Origin of the sequence: Kitasatospora sp. NPDC006697 (genome assembly GCF_042869935.1) — a bacterium.
Classification (GTDB): Bacteria; Actinomycetota; Actinomycetes; order Streptomycetales; family Streptomycetaceae; genus Kitasatospora.
Genome location: NZ_JBIAGU010000005.1, coordinates 200,499 through 217,368, shown reverse-complemented (window position 1 = coordinate 217,368; position 16,870 = coordinate 200,499). Strand labels below are relative to the sequence as shown.

General features: G+C 74.3%; 17 protein-coding genes. 6 read left to right on the top strand and 11 right to left on the bottom strand.

The features are described from left to right. Positions 1-30 precede the first annotated feature (30 nt). The 4 genes from ACFYNO_RS09815 to ACFYNO_RS09800 form a co-directional block, all read right to left on the bottom strand. The gene (locus tag ACFYNO_RS09815) at positions 31-660 is read right to left on the bottom strand and encodes an acyl-CoA thioesterase (RefSeq protein ID WP_388008169.1); all 630 of its coding nucleotides are present in this window, start codon (positions 658-660) and stop codon (positions 31-33) included. Beyond that, entirely contained in the window at positions 657-959 is a 303-nt protein-coding gene (locus ACFYNO_RS09810) for a hypothetical protein (RefSeq protein ID WP_388008166.1), read from the bottom strand. Before ACFYNO_RS09810 ends, ACFYNO_RS09815 begins: the two co-directional genes overlap by 4 nt. 222 nt (positions 960-1,181) lie before the next feature. Further along, a complete protein-coding gene (locus ACFYNO_RS09805) occupies positions 1,182-1,661 on the bottom strand; it encodes a GNAT family N-acetyltransferase (protein ID WP_388008163.1) in 480 nt (159 codons plus the stop codon). Positions 1,662-1,722: 61 nt separating this feature from the next. After that, complete coding sequence (locus ACFYNO_RS09800) at positions 1,723-2,133, bottom strand: ankyrin repeat domain-containing protein (protein WP_388008160.1); 411 nt, start codon at positions 2,131-2,133, stop codon at positions 1,723-1,725. Between the two features lie 253 nt (positions 2,134-2,386). Between ACFYNO_RS09800 and ACFYNO_RS09795 the strand changes: the two genes are divergently transcribed. From ACFYNO_RS09795 to ACFYNO_RS09785, 3 genes are all read left to right on the top strand, one after another. Then, positions 2,387-2,581 (top strand): hypothetical protein, encoded by a 195-nt coding sequence (locus tag ACFYNO_RS09795; protein ID WP_388008157.1) that lies wholly within the window; start codon positions 2,387-2,389, stop codon positions 2,579-2,581. A gap of 64 nt (positions 2,582-2,645) precedes the next feature. Next, complete coding sequence (locus ACFYNO_RS09790) at positions 2,646-4,247, top strand: FtsK/SpoIIIE domain-containing protein (protein ID WP_388008154.1); 1,602 nt, start codon at positions 2,646-2,648, stop codon at positions 4,245-4,247. A gap of 251 nt (positions 4,248-4,498) precedes the next feature. Next, positions 4,499-4,873 (top strand): RNA polymerase-binding protein RbpA, encoded by a 375-nt coding sequence (locus ACFYNO_RS09785; protein WP_230048025.1) that lies wholly within the window; start codon positions 4,499-4,501, stop codon positions 4,871-4,873. 116 nt (positions 4,874-4,989) lie between these two features. Here the strand turns inward: ACFYNO_RS09785 and fxsA are convergent, their stop codons facing one another. The 4 genes from fxsA to ACFYNO_RS09765 all read right to left on the bottom strand — a co-directional run bounded on the left by fxsA (position 4,990) and on the right by ACFYNO_RS09765 (position 9,600). Beyond that, positions 4,990-5,565, bottom strand: a complete 576-nt coding sequence (gene fxsA / locus ACFYNO_RS09780) for an FxsA family membrane protein (RefSeq protein WP_388008151.1) — start codon at positions 5,563-5,565, stop codon at positions 4,990-4,992. A 143-nt stretch (positions 5,566-5,708) separates the two neighbouring features. Further along, positions 5,709-7,391: an apolipoprotein N-acyltransferase gene (gene lnt, locus ACFYNO_RS09775; protein WP_388008148.1), complete on the bottom strand. Its 1,683-nt coding sequence runs from the start codon at positions 7,389-7,391 to the stop codon at positions 5,709-5,711. Between the two features lie 113 nt (positions 7,392-7,504). Beyond that, entirely contained in the window at positions 7,505-9,115 is a 1,611-nt protein-coding gene (locus tag ACFYNO_RS09770) for an amidohydrolase (protein WP_388008145.1), read from the bottom strand. Positions 9,116-9,159: 44 nt separating this feature from the next. Then, positions 9,160-9,600 (bottom strand): Lrp/AsnC family transcriptional regulator, encoded by a 441-nt coding sequence (locus ACFYNO_RS09765; RefSeq protein ID WP_388008142.1) that lies wholly within the window; start codon positions 9,598-9,600, stop codon positions 9,160-9,162. 208 nt (positions 9,601-9,808) lie between these two features. On the opposite strand from ACFYNO_RS09765, the gene ACFYNO_RS09760 reads away from it, so the two are divergent. Beyond that, complete coding sequence (locus ACFYNO_RS09760) at positions 9,809-10,204, top strand: hypothetical protein (protein WP_388008139.1); 396 nt, start codon at positions 9,809-9,811, stop codon at positions 10,202-10,204. Positions 10,205-10,272: 68 nt separating this feature from the next. Here ACFYNO_RS09760 and ACFYNO_RS09755 read toward each other — a convergent pair whose 3' ends face one another. Continuing rightward, the gene (locus ACFYNO_RS09755; protein ID WP_388008136.1) at positions 10,273-11,436 is read right to left on the bottom strand and encodes an acyl-CoA dehydrogenase family protein; all 1,164 of its coding nucleotides are present in this window, start codon (positions 11,434-11,436) and stop codon (positions 10,273-10,275) included. Positions 11,437-11,621: 185 nt separating this feature from the next. Here ACFYNO_RS09755 and ACFYNO_RS09750 point away from each other — a divergent pair, with 185 nt between their 5' ends. Both ACFYNO_RS09750 and ACFYNO_RS09745 read left to right on the top strand, forming a co-directional pair. Further along, the gene (locus ACFYNO_RS09750) at positions 11,622-12,269 is read left to right on the top strand and encodes a uridine kinase (RefSeq protein WP_388008133.1); all 648 of its coding nucleotides are present in this window, start codon (positions 11,622-11,624) and stop codon (positions 12,267-12,269) included. 321 nt (positions 12,270-12,590) lie between these two features. After that, a complete protein-coding gene (locus tag ACFYNO_RS09745) occupies positions 12,591-14,453 on the top strand; it encodes an AAA family ATPase (RefSeq protein ID WP_388008130.1) in 1,863 nt (620 codons plus the stop codon). Positions 14,454-14,491: 38 nt separating this feature from the next. Here ACFYNO_RS09745 and ACFYNO_RS09740 read toward each other — a convergent pair whose 3' ends face one another. Beyond that, entirely contained in the window at positions 14,492-15,532 is a 1,041-nt protein-coding gene (locus ACFYNO_RS09740; RefSeq protein ID WP_388008127.1) for a hemolysin family protein, read from the bottom strand. Beyond that, complete coding sequence (locus ACFYNO_RS09735; protein ID WP_388008124.1) at positions 15,529-16,842, bottom strand: hemolysin family protein; 1,314 nt, start codon at positions 16,840-16,842, stop codon at positions 15,529-15,531. Before ACFYNO_RS09735 ends, ACFYNO_RS09740 begins: the two co-directional genes overlap by 4 nt. Between the last annotated feature and the right edge of the window lie 28 nt (positions 16,843-16,870).

Here is a 16,870-nt window from a genome sequence, read left to right as displayed (position 1 = left end):
GGCGGTCCCCGGCACCGAGCCGAGGCCGGGTCAGATCCGGCAGAGCGAGCGGCCCGCCGAGCGCGCGGGCGCCGGCACCTTGCGCGGCTGTCCGCCGGGGTGCCCCGTCGCCACCCGGGCGGTCAACGGCTTCGGCTTGCGCTGCGGCATCGCCTTGGGGGTGATCCGGGGCGGCTGCGCGGGCACCGGCACCGGGTGCTCGCCGGTGTGCGGTGCCGCCATGTAGTCGGACAGGAACTGCCGCTCCGAGCTGCTGAGCTTGCGCGAACGGCCGGAGGCCCGGTCCCGCGCGACCACCACCGTGCGGGCCGTCATATACGTCGACCGGTCCCGGCAGACGTCCACCCGGACGTGTGCGGAACTGCGGCCCAGCCGCTCCACCGAGAGCCGCACCGCGAGCGGTTCCGGCTGGTGGTGCAACTGCTCCAGATAATCGATCTCGTGCCGCGCGATCAGGAATCCGGCCGGAAAGAGGGATTCCCGGGCGGCGTGCGCGTGGTGGTGAAAGAGATCGTAGATTCCCTCCTGGATGTAGCCGACCAGCCGGGCATTGTTGATGTGCCCGTTCTCGTCGACGTCGCTCCACCGGGTGGGGCAGCGCAGCACGTGGGCGTTCCGGGTCGCCGGCGGTGCGGGGTGCGGGGTGCTCCGGTGCGTCATCGGGTGGTCCACTCCTCGTCCGCGGAGGCCAGGGCGCGCTGCAGGCGGGCGTGGTAGCCGGGCGCGGTCTCCCGCATCCGGCCGGTGGTCCAGCCCTCCTCGGCCGCTTCCGCGGCGGTCCGGACGATCAGCGAGTCCATCGCCCGCTCGACCTCCTCGCAGAGCGCGGCGACCACGCTGATCCGCCCGGCCACGTTCTCCGCTCCGGCCCGGACGGGGAATTCGGCGAGCGCGTTGACCGCGAGCCGCAGACTGTCGGCGGCGACCGCACTGCTTTCCGGCTGGCAATTGTCGTGCACGGGTTCTCCCGGGGAAATAGCGGTGGGCAGGGACGGCGGCACCCGAATGCCGGGTGCCGCCGCGAGACGCAGCGAGCCCGACGCTAACCCAGCCCGCCCGCCCAATTCACCGGTTCTCCGCCGAGCTGGGGTACTTCCCCACGTCCGGAGTACGGATAATTCACCGACATCAGTCAAGTAACCAGCCGAACGGCGGCACTCCCGGGAATTGGCCCCGCCCGGTCAGCCGGCCGCGAGTTCCTTGCCCAGGCAAATGCTCTCGGGGGCGTCCCGGTAGACGCCGAACTTGGTGATCGGGGCGTATCCCTCGGAGGTGTAGAGCGCCACCGCCTCGGGCTGCTCGGTGCCGGTCTCCAGCACCACCCGGCGCCGGCCGGCCTCGGCGGCGGCCGTCTCCAGGTGCCGCAGCAGCACCCGGGAGAGCCCCCGGCCGCGGGCGCCGGGGATCACGAACATGCGCTTCAGCTCGGCGTCGCCGTCCCGCAGGTACGGGTAACTGCCGTCCTTGGCCCGCCAGCCGCCGCAGGCCACCGGCTCGCCGTCCAGGTAGCCGACCACGAAGACGCCGTGCGGCGCGGCGAAGTGCTCGGGCCGCATCTCGGTGGTGTCGATGCCGCCGTAGCGGCGCACGTACTCCTGCTGCACCGCCTCGGTGAGCGTGACGGCGTCGGGGTGGTCGTAGCCGGTGATGCGCAGTTCCATGGCCGCCAAGCATACGGCGGCCCGATCATCGGACGATTCCAGCATCCGACCTCCGCGGACCTCAGGCGGTGAACCGGGCGACCAGCTCCTCCTTCTGGAACATCTGCGCCGTCATCAGCGCGGACGGCTGCCCGGCCCGCGGGTCGGCCCCGGCCGCCAGCAGCGCCTCCAGCACCGCCTCGTGCCCCTTGAAGACGGCCCCGGCCAGCGGGGTCTGCCCGCGGTCGTTGGTCCGGTCCGGGTCGGCGCCGCGCGCCAGCAGCAGCCGGACCGCCTCCGCGTGGCCGTGGTAGGCGGCGAGCATCAGCAGGGTGTCGCCGCCCTCGTTCGCCAGGTCCACCGAGACGCCGGCCGCCAGGTAGGACTCCAGGGCGGGCACCTCCCCGGAACGGGCGGCGCCGAAGATCCGGGTGCCCAGCTCGATCAGCTCGGCCTCGGTCAGCGGGTCGGGGTTCTGGTGGGTCTCGGACATCGCACGCCCTCTCTCGGTTCCGCAGCCTGCGGTGGTCGGCCACCGGAACCGTACCCGACGCCGCCCGGCGGCCATCCGGGGAGCCGAGTGGGCGCATTTTGCACCCGAGCGGGCGACAGAGGGAGGTCTTGGGAGTCAATCCACCCGTTTGCCCCGTTCCATCATCTATTACTTTTTGTCACGATGATGGAACATTCCGTGACACTGTCCCCACAGTGACCACCTGTCCCCCGCCTCACCGAGGAGCAGACCCGTGATCCTGTCCATCTCCGGCATCGTCCTGTTCGGCACCATCGCCTTCCTCTTCTTCCGACGGGACGGACTCAAGGTCTCCCACGCCTTGACCTGCGCGCTCTTCGGCTTCTACCTGGCGGGCACCGCGATCGCCCCGAGCATCCAGGCCGGCGGCGCGAGCCTGGCCAACCTGCTCGGCGGCATCAAGTTCTGACCGTCCCGCCACGGCCCGGGCCCGGCGGCCCGGGCCTCCCCCACCGCCGAAGGCTCAGGAGACCATGTCCCTCACCCGCCACCTGACCCGCGGTCGCGACTTCGCCCGCACCGCCGGGGACCACGCCGCCGACATGTTCGCGCCGCTCACCCTGATCGGCCGGGGCCTGCGGCGGCACGCCGGCTGGGCCCGGGCCCGCTGGCAGGCCACCCCCAAGGAGAAGCGCGGACCCACCGCGCTGCTCGCCGTCGCCGCGGTCGTCGGCGTCGTGCTGCTGCCGCACGGCCCGCTGCTGGCGGTGGCCGCCGTGCTCGGCAGCGCCGCCTGGACCGGACGGCAGCCCAAGTCGGCCCCGGCCCCCGAGCCCGACCCCGCCGACGTGAAACTGCCCGCGCTCTACGCCGCGCTCACCCCCTACCTGGCCGGCCCCGACGAGCCGTGCCCGCTCTACCGCCCGGACGGCGGCTACCAGGACGCCTTCGCCGACTGGGCCTTCGACCCGGACGGGCGGCTGGCCGCGCTGGAGATCGGCTACCCGGCCTGGTTCACCGACACCGAGCCCGCCGCCCGCTCCCGGATCGAGCAGGTGGTGCAGGGCAAGGCCGGCCGCGCCCGGGAGTACCGCTTCGACTGGGACCTGGAGTGCAACCGGCTGCAGGTCACCGCGCTCGCCCCGCTGCCGCAGGACGTGCCCGCCCAGCCCTGGGTCACCGCGCCCGGCGAGGTCCTGCTCGGCTTCACCGACCAGGCGGCCACCCAGCGCCGCATCCCGGTCGCCCACGACGGCGGCCCGGGCCACCAGCCGCCGGTGATCTGGCGCACCGGCCCGCGCTCCGCCGAGCCGCACCTGCTCGCCCTGGGCGGCACCGGCTCCGGCACCTCCACCCTGCTGCGCACCGTGGCCCTGCAGGCGCTGGCCCACGGCGACCTGCTGGTGATCGACGGCGCCGGCACCGGCGAGCACGCCTGCCTGGTCAACCGGCCCGGCGTGCTCACCGTGGAGACCAGCCTGCACGGGGCGCTGGCCGCCCTGGAGTGGGCCGCCCGGGAGACCGAGCGCCGGCTCGCCGCGCTCAACGCCGCCCGCTACGCCGGGGAGCCGGCGCCGGCCGACGTCACCCGCCCGCTCTGGCTGCTGATCGACCACCCCACCGAGCTCTCCGAGCTGGCCCAGGCCGAGGGCCGCCCCGACCCGCAGGAGCTGCTGGAGGTGCCGCTGCGGCACGGCCGGGCCGCCCGGGTGACGGTGGTGGTGGCCGAGTCGCTGGCGGCGGCCGACCGGCTCTCCCCCGCGCTGCGCGGCGCCGTCCGGGCCCGGGTGGTGCTCGGCGACCACCCGGCGCCCGAGCTGGCCGCCGCGCTCGGCACCGCCCTGGACCTCACCCCGGCCGCGCACATCCCGCCCGGCCGCGGCTACGCCCGGATCGGCACCGGCCCGGTCGCCCGGCTGCAGGTGCCGGCCACCGTGGACCCGCTGGACGAGGAGGCCCCGGCCCGGCTGCGGGACGCGGTGATCGCCCTGCTGCCGCACCGCGGCACCCGGATCGAGGCCGCCGCCCCGCCCCACCCCGAGCAGCAGCCCCAGGTACCGCCCGCGGCCGAGGAGCCGGCCGCCCGGGTGGTCCTGGACAAGGGGACGGCGGCCCGGCCGACGCCATTGAGGTGAACACGCGGCCACTGCCCGGACAAATGGGCAATAAGGAAAACGACCCGTCACAGGGCGCTAATTCCAGGCCACTCAGGGTGATATCCCACTCCAGATGTGACAAATCGGACGGAGATGGGTACAAACAGGGGCGGCACGACAGACGACTGACGCCCGGACGGGAATCTTCGTCGACGGCCAGGCGTTGACCGAACGACGAAGACAGCGACCCCAACTAGTCCTGTGGGCCATAAGCCCTGGAGGCACGATTCATGAGCGAGCGAGCTCTCCGAGGCACGCGACTCGGCGCCACTAGCTACGAGACCGACCGTGGCATTGACCTGGCCCCGCGCCAGACCGTCGAGTACGCATGTCAGAACGGACACCGGTTCGAGGTGCCCTTCTCCGTCGAGGCGGAGATCCCCTCGGTGTGGGAGTGCCGGTTCTGCGGCACCGAGGCCGTCCTGCTCGACGGCGACGAGCCGGAAGAGAAGAAGATCAAGCCGACCCGCACCCATTGGGACATGCTGATGGAGCGGCGGACCCGTGAGGAGCTGGAGGAGGTGCTGGCCGAGCGGCTGGCCGTGCTCCGCTCCGGCGGGATGAACCTCGCGGTCCACCCGCGGGACACCCGCAAGAGCGCCTGACCGCACCGGCCCCGCAGCGCCCGGGGTCTGCGGGAGGCGAGAACGAGTCAAGGCCCTGGGCCCGATCCGAGGATCGGGCCCAGGGCCTTTCTCGTAAGCCTTTCTCGCGTCTGCGATCAGCGGCTGAGCGGGGGCCGGGGGTCGTCGCCGTCCGTGCGGGGCTGCGGCTCGGCCGGGTCGACCACCTCGCCCTGGACCACCTTGCCGTCGGGGCGGTGCATCCGGAACTGCTGCTGCATCCGCAGCGCGTCCGCCAACGGATCGCCCATCGGGGCGGCGCGCACCAGCTTGCGGGCGGTGCTCCGGCCGGCCACCCGCCAGAGCGCCCGGGTCGGCGGGAAGAGCAGGGTGAGCGCCAGCGCGTCGGAGAGGAAGCCGGGCAGGATCAGCAGCAGCCCGGCCAGCACGGTCAGGCTGGTCCCGGTCTCGGCCGCGCCGGACTCCGGCAGCCGGCCCTGTTCGAAGGCGGCCGAGGCGCTGCGCAGCGCCCGCAGGCCGGCCCGCTTGATCAGCCGGGAGCCCAGCACCGCGCCGAGCACCAGCAGCAGGACCACCAGCAGGCCGTTGGTGGCGTCGGCCACCTGGATCATCAGCCAGATCTCCAGCAGCATCCAGGCGACCAGCAGCAGCGGCAGCACCCGGCGCAGCCGGCTGCGCCGGGGGGCGCGGGTCAGGTCAACGTGCGGGGTCACGGTAGGAATCCACTCCATCGCGGCACCGTTTCGCGCCGTTCGGGCTGGTCCCGCGCGGTCTGGGTGCCAACGGGTCCAACGGTTCGAGCGGGCCGGGTGTTCCGCCCGTCGCCCCTGGTCAGGGCCGACGGGCGGACTCCGGGTCAGGCCTGCGCGTCCGCCTTCGCCGCCGCGGCCCGGCGCCGGGTCAGCGCCACGGCGGCGGCGCAGGCCAGCAGGCCGATCACCGAGATCGCCCACTCGGGGGCCTCGCCGAGCCGGTCGGCCAGCGTCTTGCCGTCCCGCAGCGGGACGGTGGCGTTCAGCTCAGCAGCGGTGAGCTCGCTGGTGCGGCTCTCGATCGTGCCGTCGGGCCGGATCACCGCGCTGATCCCGCTGGTGGCGGCGATCAGCACCGCCCGGCCGTGCTCGACGGCGCGCAGCCGGGACATCGCCAGCTGCTGGTCGGGCTGGCCGCTCTCGGCGTAGGTGGCGTTGTTGGTCTGCACCACCAGCACCCGGCCGCCGCCGTTGACGGTGCCGCGGACGATCTCGTCGTAGGCGACCTCGAAGCAGATCACGTCGCCGATCTTCGCCGGGCCGAGCTGCATCACGCCGATGCCCTTGCCGGGGTAGAAGTCGTGGGCGACCCGCTGCAGCCGGGTGATCACCTTCATCAGCACCGAGCGGAACGGCACGTACTCGCCGAACGGCACCGGGTGCTGCTTGGTGTAGTGCGCGCCGGGGCCGCTGACCGGGTCCCAGACGATGCCCTCGTTCTGCACGTGCTGCGCGTCCGGGCCGTTGACCAGGGCGCCGACCAGGGTGGGCAGGCCGATGGTCCGCACGGCCTCGGTGATCCGGCTGTAGGCCGCCGAGTCGCTGTAGGGGTCCAGGTCGGAGGAGTTCTCCGGCCAGATCACCGCGTCCGGCGCGGGCACCTGGCCGGCCTTGATCGCGGCGGCCAGCCGCTCGGTCTCGGCCGCGTGGTTGTTCAGCACCTGCATCGGCCGGCCGAGGAAGTCCATCCCGGGCTGCTGGACGTTGCCCTGGATCAGCGCGACCTTGAAGGAGGCGGGGCCGCCGGCGGTGTCGCCGCCGGTCGGGATCGGCACCAGCGCGCCGCCGCCGGTGGCCATCGCGGCGCAGAGCACCGCGGCGGCCGGCTTGAGCCAGCCCGGCGAGCCGGCGCCGGCGCCGGTGCCGGCGGCCGCGCGGAGCCGGACGGCCCGCAGCACCAGGAAGGCCAGCAACGAGCCGGTCAGCGCCACCGCGAAGGTGACCAGCGGCGCGCCGCCGAGCGCGGCCAGCGGGGTGTAGGGGCTGGCGGTGTTGGCGAAGGCCAGCCGGCCCCAGGGGAAGCCGCCGAGCGGCTGCCGGTCGCGCACCAGCTCCTCGGCCACCCAGAGGCAGGCGCCCCAGAGCGGCCAGCCGCGCAGCCGGGAGGTGAGCGCCAGGCCGCCGCCGAGCGCGCAGACGAAGAGCGCCTCGGCGAGCGAGAGCCCGAACCAGGCGTCCCAGCCGATCACCCGGATCCAGTCCAGCAGCCAGAGGAAGAACGGCAGCCCGAAGGCGAACCCGGTCCACAGGCCCTGACGGACCGTCCGGCCCCGGGTGAGCAGCGCCAGCGCGGCGACGGCCAGCAGCGAGAGCGGCCAGACGCCGTAGGGCGGGAAGGCGGCGGCCAGCGCCAGCCCGGCGGCCGCGGCGAGGGCGCTGCGCTTCCAGCCGGCGCGGACCTTGCCGCGCATTCGGCTCAGCCGGCCCTCGGCGCGCTCCGGGCGGGCCGGCTTCGGGTCGACGGCCTGCGGGGCCGCGTCGACGGGCACTGCCACCTGGACACCCATCTCTCTGTGGCGGATCGGTCCTGCCGATGGCAGGTGTTGGACGAAGGTACCTCCCCGCCGGGGGCTCGCGGTAGCGGCCCCTGGTGAGAAATGCCAGGTGGGAAAGCGGCGGCTCAGCCGGTGGCGCGCGCCTCGTGCACGGTGCGGCCGCGGACCACGGTGCGCAGGCAGACCGGCAGTTCGGTGCCGGGGGTGAGGTCAGGCAGGCCGGGGGTGCCGGAGCGCGGGTCGGTGGACCAGCCGGCCACCCGGGAGTCGGGGGCCTGGACCACCAGCTCGCCGGTGCGCCAGACCGCGTAGCTGGCGGGTGCGCCGGGCACCAGCACGCCCTCCTGGTCGCGGCCCAGGGCCCGCCAGCCGCCGCGGGTGTGGGCGGCGAAGGCGGCCCGGACCGAGATCCGGTGCTCGGGCGTGCGGTGGAAGGCGGCGGCCCGCACGGTGCCCCACGGGTCCAGCGGGGTCACCGGCGAGTCGGAGCCGAAGGCCAGCGGCACGCCGGCCCGCAGCAGCGCGGCGAACGGGTTGAGTCCGGCCGCCCGCTCGGCGCCCAGCCGGGCCGCGTACATGCCGTCCGGTCCGCCCCAGGCGGCATCGAAGGCGGGCTGCACGGAGGCCGTCAGGCCCAGTTCGGCGAAGGCGGCGACGGCCGCCTCGTCCAGCGCCTCGGCGTGCTCGACCCGGTGCCGCAGCGCCTTGACGGCGGGCAGGCCGAGCTTGTCGGCGGCGGCCCGCACGCCCGCCAGCACGGCGGACAGGGCGGCGTCGCCGATCGCGTGGAAACCCGCCTGCAGGCCGGCCTCGGTGCAGGCGGTGACATGGTCGGCGATCTGCTCGGCCGTCAGGTAGGCCGTCCCCGTGTGGTCGGCGTCCTGGTACGGGGTGTGCAGGCAGGCGGTGTGCGAGCCGAGCGCCCCGTCGGCGAAGAGGTCGCCGCCCGCGCCGGCCGCGCCGAGCTCGCGGGCGGGGTCGACGCCGCCGAGCTCGCCCCAGTAGCCGTACACCTCGGGGCCGTCGGTCTCGGCGGCCAGCGCCAGCAGGGCGGTCAGGTCGCGGGCGGAGGAGATCTCCGGCCCGGCGCACTCGTGCAGCGCGGCGATGCCGAGGCTCGCGGCGTGCCGCAGGGTGGCGAGCTGGGCGGTGCGGCGCTGCTCGTCGGTGAGCCGGGCGAGCGCGGCCCGGCGCACGGCGTGGTGGGCGTCCCGGGTGAGCGGGCCGTCGGGGTGGTGGCCGGGCAGCCCGGCCAGGCCCGGGGTGCGCTCGCGCAGCGCGCTGGAGGCGAGGGCGGAGTGCACGTCGGTGCGGGAGAGGTAGAGCGGGGCCCCGCCGGCGGCCGCGTCGAGCTCGGCCAGGGTCGGCGGGCGGCCCTCGGGCCAGCCGGTCTCGTCCCAGCCGTGGCCGATCAGCACCTCGGTGCGGCCGGCGGTGAAGTCGGTGACCCGGCGCAGCGCCTCGGCCAGCGAGGGGCAGCCGGTGAGGTCCAGCCCGGTGAGCGCCAGGCCGGTGGCGGTGGCGTGCACGTGGGCGTCCACGAAGGCGGGGGTGACCAGCGCACCGTCCAGCTCGACCACCTCGTCGGCGACGGCCGCGTAGGCGTCCGCGGCGCCCTCGCTGCCGACCCAGGCGATCTGCCCGCCCTCGATCAGCATCGCGGTGGCGAAGGGGTCGGCCGGGCTGTAGACGTTGCCGCCGCGCAGCAGCACGGTGCGGGGGGTGCGTTCGGTCATGACTGGAGCTTAGGTCGAGCTTGTCCCGGTATGGGACGCGCCCCCTACAGCTTGGGCGGTCGCGCCTCGTACGGGGTGGAGAGGACGACGGTGGTGCGGGTGGAGACGCCGGCCGCGCTGCGGATGCGGGCGAGCAGGTCCTCCAGGTCGCCGGGGGCGCCGACCCGGACCTTGAGGATGTAGTTCTCGTCGCCGGCCACGCTGTGGCAGGCCTCGATCTCGGGCAGCGGGGCCAGCCGCTCGGGCACGTCGTCGGGGGCGCTCGGGTCGAAGGGCTTCACCGAGATGAAGGCCGTCAGCGCCAGGTTGACGGCGTCCGGGTCGATGATCGCCGAGTAGCCGCGGATCACCCCGCGCTGCTCCAGCCGCCGGACCCGCTGGTGGACGGCCGAGGTGGACAGGCCGGTGGCCTTGCCCAGGTCGGTGTAGCTCATCCGGCCGTCCTGGACGAGCAGCTGAACGATGCGCTGGTCGAGATCCTCCACGAGGTGTAAACCTACCCGACACCCGGACTCCCGGTGCCCGTCACGGTGCCCGGAGGCCGCCGGCGGCACATGCCGACGGAATGTGGCGAAGGCCACACCGGAGCGCATCACCCTGCGGCGACCTGCAGGGTTATGAGGGTCCGTCAGCGGGAAGTGCTGGTGGTGGCCCCGGCCGAGTTGGCCCGGCCCGATCCATAGGGGGATCACTATGCCTTCCACTGAGCCGCGCACACGGCGCGCAGCAGACTTCGAGGACGCCGAGGGCGACGATCTCGTCCCGGGTCCCGACAGTGCCGCCGGGGTCGAACCCGGCGAGACGGAGACCTGGGACCTCGTCCGGGTGGACTGTCCCGAGTGCCACCGTGCCATCGCCCTGGTGGGCGACGAGGAGCAGTTGCCCCAGCACGCGGTGCTGCGGCAGGCCTGGCACCCGTTCTCCCCGGCGCTCTGCCCGGGCTCCGGGGTGCCGACCGAGGAGCTGGCGCTGGTCGAGCCGGAGGCCGGCAAGCCGGCCGACGCGCTGGCCGCCCTGCTCACGCTGCCGGCCGGACTCGACTGGCGCACCCAGCCGTTCTCGCACTCGCAGACGGTGCGCGCGGCCTGAGGCCGCGGGGCCGTGGACGTGCGAACGGAGGGCCGGCCGCGGCGGCCGGCCCTCCGTCGGTCCGGGGCTCAGACCCGGGTCAGGTGGCGGCCGATGACCAGCCGCTGGATCTGGTTGGTGCCTTCGACGATCTGCAGCACCTTGGCCTCGCGCATGTACCGCTCGGCCGGGAAGTCCTGGGTGTAGCCGTAGCCGCCGAGCACCTGCACCGCGTCGGTGGTCACCTTCATCGCCGTGTCGGTGCAGAACAGCTTGGCCATCGCCGCCTCCTTGGTGAACGGCAGGCCGGCGTCCCGCAGCCGGGCGGCGGAGAGGTAGAGCGCGCGGCCGGCCTCGATCTGGGTGGCCATGTCGGCCAGCATGAAGGACAGGCCCTGGAAGTCGGCGATCGGGCGGCCGAACTGCCGGCGGGTGCCTGCGTACTCCACGGCCTGGTCCAGCGCGGCCTGGGCCACGCCGATCGCGCAGGCGGCGATGCCCAGCCGGCCGGAGTCCAGCGCGGCCAGCGCGATCTGGAAGCCCTGGCCGGGCTCGCCGACCAGGCGCTCGCGGTCCACCCGGACGCCGTCGAAGTGCAGCTGGGCGGTGGGCGAGCTGTTCATCCCCATCTTGTGCTCCGGCGGGGCGGCCGAGAGGTGGTCGGCGTCGCCGGGGATGAGCAGGCAGCTTATGCCGCGCGGGCCCTCCTCGCCGGTGCGCACGATCGCGCTGTAGAAGTCGGCGCGGCCGCCGTGGGTGATCCAGGCCTTGGTGCCGTTGACCACGTACTGGTCACCGGACAGCTCGGCCCGGGTGCGCAGCGCCGCCGCGTCCGAGCCGGACTGCGGCTCGGAGAGGCAGTAGGCGCCGAGCTGCTCGCCGGAGAGCATGCCGGGCAGCCAGGCCGCCCGCTGCCCGTCGGTGCCGAATCCGGCCAGCGCGTGGCAGGAGAGGGTGTGCACGCTGACCCCGAGGCCGACGGCCAGCCAGCCCGCGGCCAGCTCCTCCAGCACCTGGAGGTAGACCTCGTAGGGCTGCTCGCCGCCGCCGTACTGCTCGGCGTAGGGCAGCGAGAGCAGGCCGGCCTCGCCGAGGATCCCGAACACCTCCCGGGGGAACCGCCCGGCAGCCTCGAACTCGGCCGCGCGCGGGAGCAGTTCGCGCTCGACCAGCTCGCGGGTGAGGCCGAGCAGGGCGTGCGCCTCCTCGGACGGCAGCCGGCGCTCCACAGGCTTGACGGGTGCGGCGTTCATGAGGGTGGTCGCCTCCTCGGACGGGCCCCGGGGTGACCGGTGCGGCACGGTAGGGAGAACACCCGCGGCCGGATCGCGGTGAACGGGCGTTCACATGGGGGTAGCGAAGCGAGTATGCCGCATGCCGCGCCGTTCGTCACGACCACGAACATCAGCAGGTCAGCGGGCGCGTAACGTACCGCCTCGTGTCCGCACGGAACCCTTCTGTCGATCTTGCTCCCCTGGCCGGCCGGCTCCGCGCCCTGCCGCCCTCGCTCGGCCCGGTGCGGCTGGTGGCGGTGGACGGCCACGCCGGCTCGGGCAAGACCACCTTCGCCACCCGGCTGGCGGCCGCGCTCGGCGGCGCGCCGGTCGTACACCTGGACGACCTGGCCACCCACGAGGAGTACTTCGCGTGGACCGGACGGCTGCGCACCCTGGTGCTCGATCCGCTCGAACGGGGCGAACCGGCCACCTTCGAGGCATACGACTGGGTGGCTCGGAGCTTCCAGGGGGCGCGCGAGATCACTCCTGCGCCGGTGGTGCTCCTGGAGGGCGTCGGCGCGGGGCGCCGGGCGGTGCGGCCGGTACTGGCCGCGCTGGCCTGGATGGAACTGCCGGCCGCCGAGGCCCGGGAGCGCGGACTGCGCCGGGACGGCCCGCAGCTGTCCGCCTTCTGGGAGCGCTGGACGGCGGCCGAGGCGGCGCACTTCGCGGCCGACCCGAGCCGTCCGTTCGCGGACCTGCTGGTGGACGGCCGAACGGGGACGCCGATCGTCCGACCGCACACTAAGCGGTCGCTTGACCGGGATGCCGAAGAAGAACTAGGTTTTCCTCTCAGCGGGAGTAGTTGAGCCCGCAACTAGACGCGGCACCTCCGGCTTGTTCCCCCGTGAGCCGGAGGTGTCGTTCCCCTTTTCGGCCGGATTTCGGCACTGACCGTCCGTCAGTACACCAACGGTCATCCGGCCAGGGCGATTTGGCCGTGACCGACCGCTACCGGATCTGTCCGGCCCGGGTACGATTCCGAACAGGCGCAACAGCGTCCCGGGTGCACGGCGCTGAGGCTGCCGACGACCGGGCCTCGGTGCACACCACGGGGGGCGTGAGTGATCATCGGTGACAACTTGGGCACCGGACCGCAAGGACCGGCCGACCGGGCATGGCTGCGTGCCATGGACGCGTACACGGCCGGGTCCTACGCACGGGCCGAGGAGGAGTTCCGCACGGCCGTGCGGCTCGACCCCGGCATGGCGGACGCCTGGCTCGGGCTGCACGCACTGCGCTGCGACACCTCCGGCGCGCTGCTCGCGATGCACCGCAACAAGAAACGTTTCGGCGAGCAGCGCCGCATCCACTCCCGCCCGCTCAGCTCCTGGTACTGGCTCGGCTGGTGGGTGCAGCCGGTGCTGGAGGACGACCGCGACCTCGCGCTGGCGCACGCCTCGCACTGGCTGGACGGCCGCCACCTGACCGAGCTGGACCGGGCGATGGCGCACTGCCCGCCGGTCGACCAGGACCCCTCGGTGCGCTTCCTGCACGCCTGCCGCTCCTACCTGGTCAAGGACTGGGAGCAGCTGATCCGGGACACCGACCAGCTGCTGGACGATCCGCTGCTGGGCATCGAGGCCGGCCTGTTCGGCGGCATGGCCCGGGTCCGGCTGGACATGTGCGCCCAGGCCCAGCGCCCGCTCGCCGCCTCGCTGGCCCGCTGCCGCTCCGAGCAGCCGCAGCGCAAGGAGCTGCGCTACTGGCTGGCCCGCGCCTACGAGGGGGCCGGCCGCAGCGCCGCCGCCCTGCCGCTCTACCGCTCGGTGCACCGCGCGGATCCGGCCTTCATGGACACCGCCGCCCGGCTGGCCGCGATCGCCGCCGAGGACGGCCTCGGGCTGCTGGACGAGCTGCCCCCGCTGCTGGATCTCGGCGCCGGGCCGGCCGAGTCCGCCGACACCATGGCGCTGGACCTGATCACCGGCCTGGGCCCGGCCCCGGTGGCCGAGAGTGCGGGGCCGGCCGACGGGCCGCTGCCGCTGGCCGAGCGCTCCGGCCAGGGCCCGCGCGAGGGCGAGCCGCCCAGGGGGCCCGCCGCCGAGCCGGCCGCCCCGCCGGCGCCGGTGCTGGCCACCCGTCAGGAGGACGGCGGGCCCGTCCCCGCCGCTCCCCCGGCCGTGCCGGCCGGCGACCAGCAGCGGCTGGACGCGGCACTGGAGTCGCTGGAGCAGATGGTCGGCCTGGACCCGGTCAAGCGCCAGGTCCGGGCGCTCTCCGCGCAGTTGCGGATGGCCGGGCTGCGCGCCGAGCAGGGCCTGCCGGTGCAGCCGCCGAAGCGGCACTTCGTCTTCTCCGGCCCCTCCGGCACCGGCAAGACCACGGTGGCCCGGATCCTCGGCCAGGTCTTCCACGCCCTCGGCCTGCTCTCCGGCGACCACCTGGTGGAGGCCCAACGGTCCGATCTGGTCGGCGAGTTCCTGGGCCAGACCGCCGTCAAGGCGAATGAGCTGATCGACTCCGCGCTGGACGGCGTGCTCTTCATCGACGAGGCCTACAGCCTGGCCAACTCCGGCTACAGCAAGGGCGACGCCTACGGCGACGAGGCACTGCAGGTGCTGCTCAAGCGGGCCGAGGACAACCGGGACCGGCTGGTGGTGATCCTGGCCGGCTACCCGGAGGGGATGAACCGGCTGCTGGCCACCAACCCGGGCCTCAACTCCCGCTTCACCACCCGGGTGGACTTCCCCAGCTACCGCCCCGCCGAGCTGACCGCGATCGGCAGCGCGCTGGCCGCCCGGGACGGCGACACCTGGGACGAGGACGCCGCGGACGAGCTGGCCAGCATCTGCGCCCACGTGGTCGCCGAGGGCTGGATCGACGAGCTGGGCAACGGGCGGTTCATCCGCACCCTCTACGAGAAGTCCTGCGCCTACCGCGACCTGCGGCTCTCCCAGTCCCGCGAGCTGCCGAGCCGGGACGACCTGGCCACCCTGCGGCTGCCCGACCTGGTGCAGGCCTACGGCGAGCTGATCGACGGCGCCGGCTGACCCTCCGCCGCAGGTGGCGGGGGCCGGCCGGCGCGCCCTCAGGCGGCCCGGCGCACGTGGTCCGGGTCGTGCATCTCGCCGACCAGCTCCTCCAGCACGTCCTCCAGCGTCACCACGCCGAGGGTGTGCCCGGCCGGGTCGGTGACCGCCGCCAGGTGGGCGGCCGCCCGCCGCATCGCGGTCAGCGCGTCGTCCAGCGGCAGCGACTCGGGCACCGCGGTGACCGGGCGCCACAGCCGCACCGGCAGCGGCGCGTCCGGGTCCTCGGCCTCCAGCACGTCCTTGAGGTGCAGGTAGCCGAGGATCGCGCCGTCCGGGCCGACCACCGGGAACCGGGAGAAGCCGGTGGCCAGCGCCCGCTCCTCGACCTGCCGGGCGGTCACCGCGGAGTCCACCGTGACCAGGCCGTCCAGCGGCATCAGCACCTCGCGCACCGGCCGCTGGCCCAGCTCCAGGGCGTCCTCCAGGCGCTCCTGCTCGGCCTCGGCGAGCAGGCCGGCGGCCCGCGACTCGGCCAGGATCCAGAGCAGCTGCTCGTCCGTGACCACCGACTCCACCTCGGACTTCGGCGCCACCTTGAAGAGCCGCAGCACCAGGTTGGCGAAGGCGTTCAGGAACCGGATCACCGGACCGAGCAGCCGGGCCAGCCGGGCCAGCGGCGGGCCCAGCCAGAGCGCGGCCTTGTCCGGGGCGGCGAGCGCCATGTTCTTCGGCACCATCTCGCCGATCACCATGTGCAGGAAGACCACCAGGGCCAGCGCCAGCAGGTAGGAGACCAGGTGCTCCACCGAGTCCGGCATCCCGAGCGCGTGGAACGGCCCGGAGAGCAGCTCGGCGATGGTCGGCTCGGCCAGCGCGCCGAGCAGCAGCGAGCAGACCGTGATGCCCAGCTGGGCGGCGGCCAGCATCGCCGACACGTCGGAGAGCGCGCCCAGCACGCTGCGGGCCCGGCGGTTGCCGGCCTCGGCCAGCGGCTCCAGCTGGCTGCGGCGGACCGAGATCACGGCGAACTCGGCGCCGACGAAGCAGGCGTTGCCGAGCAGCAGGAGCAGCGCGGCGAAGAGCTGGAAGGCGATCACGCCGTCTCCCCCTGGTGGACCAGCCGGACGCTGGTGGTGCGGTGCCGGTCGACGGCCTGGACGGTCAGCTCCCAGCCGGGCAGCGCGGCGGTGTCGCCGCGCTCCGGGATCCGGCCGAGCAGGTCGGCGAGCAGGCCGGCCAGCGTCTCGTAGGGCCCGTGCGGGGCGTGCAGGCCGATCACGGCCAGCTGGTCGAGCCGGGCCCGGCCGTCGGCCAGCCAGGCCGGGTGGCCGCCGACCGGCGGGGCGGCCAGCAGCTCCGGGTTCTCCCCCGGGTCGTGCTCGTCGCGCACCTCGCCGACGATCTCCTCGACGATGTCCTCCAGGGTGGCCACCCCGGCCGTGCCGCCGTACTCGTCGATCACGATCGCCATCGGCTGACGGCGCCTCAGCTGCTCCAGCAGCTGCTCGGCGGGCAGCGTCTCGGGCACCAGCAGCGGCGCGGCGGCCAGCCCGCCCACGGTCACCTCGGTGCGCCGGTCGGCGCTGACCCCGAGGGCGTCCTTGAGGGTGACTGTGCCGGTGATGTCGTCCAGGCCCTCCCCGTAGACCGGGAACCGGGAGAAGCCGGTGGCCCGGGTCAGGTTGATCACGTCGGCGGCGGTGGCGCCGTGCTGCAGCGCGGCCACGTCCACCCGCGGGGTCATCACCGACTCGGCGGTCAGCTCGCCGAGGTTGAGGGTGCGCACGAAGAGCAGCGCCGCGTCCGCCTCCAGCGCCCCCGCCTGGGCCGAGTGCCGTGCCAGGAAGGCGAGTTCGTCGGGGGTGCGGGCGTGCTCCAGCTCCTCGGCGGGCTCGATGCCGAGCGCCCGGACCAGCCGGTTGGCGGCGCCGTTGAGGGCGCGGATCAGCGGGCGGCAGGCGGCGCTGAAGATCCGCTGCGGGGCGGCGACCGCCCTGGCCACCTGGAGCGGGCGGGAGATCGCCCAGTTCTTCGGCACCAGCTCGCCGATCACCATCTGCAGCACGGTGGCCAGCAGCATGCCGGCCACCGCGGAGACCGCGCGGGCCGTGCCGGCGGAGAGTCCCAGGTCGGTGAGCAGCGGGGAGAGCAGCACCGAGAGCGCCGGTTCGGCGAGCATGCCGACCACCAGCGAGGTGATGGTGATGCCCAGCTGGGCGCCGGAGAGCTCGAAGGAGAGCGAGCGCAGCGAGCGGGACAGGCCCTGGGCCCGCCGGTCGCCGGCCTTCGCCGCCCGCTCGACCTCGCCCCGGTCCACGGTGACGAAGGAGAACTCGGCGGCCACGAAGAGGCCGTTGGCGAGGATGAGCAGCAGGGCCGCGAGCAGGAGCAGCAGTGCGGTGATCACAGCGCCGCCTGCCCGGTGATCGTGTGGT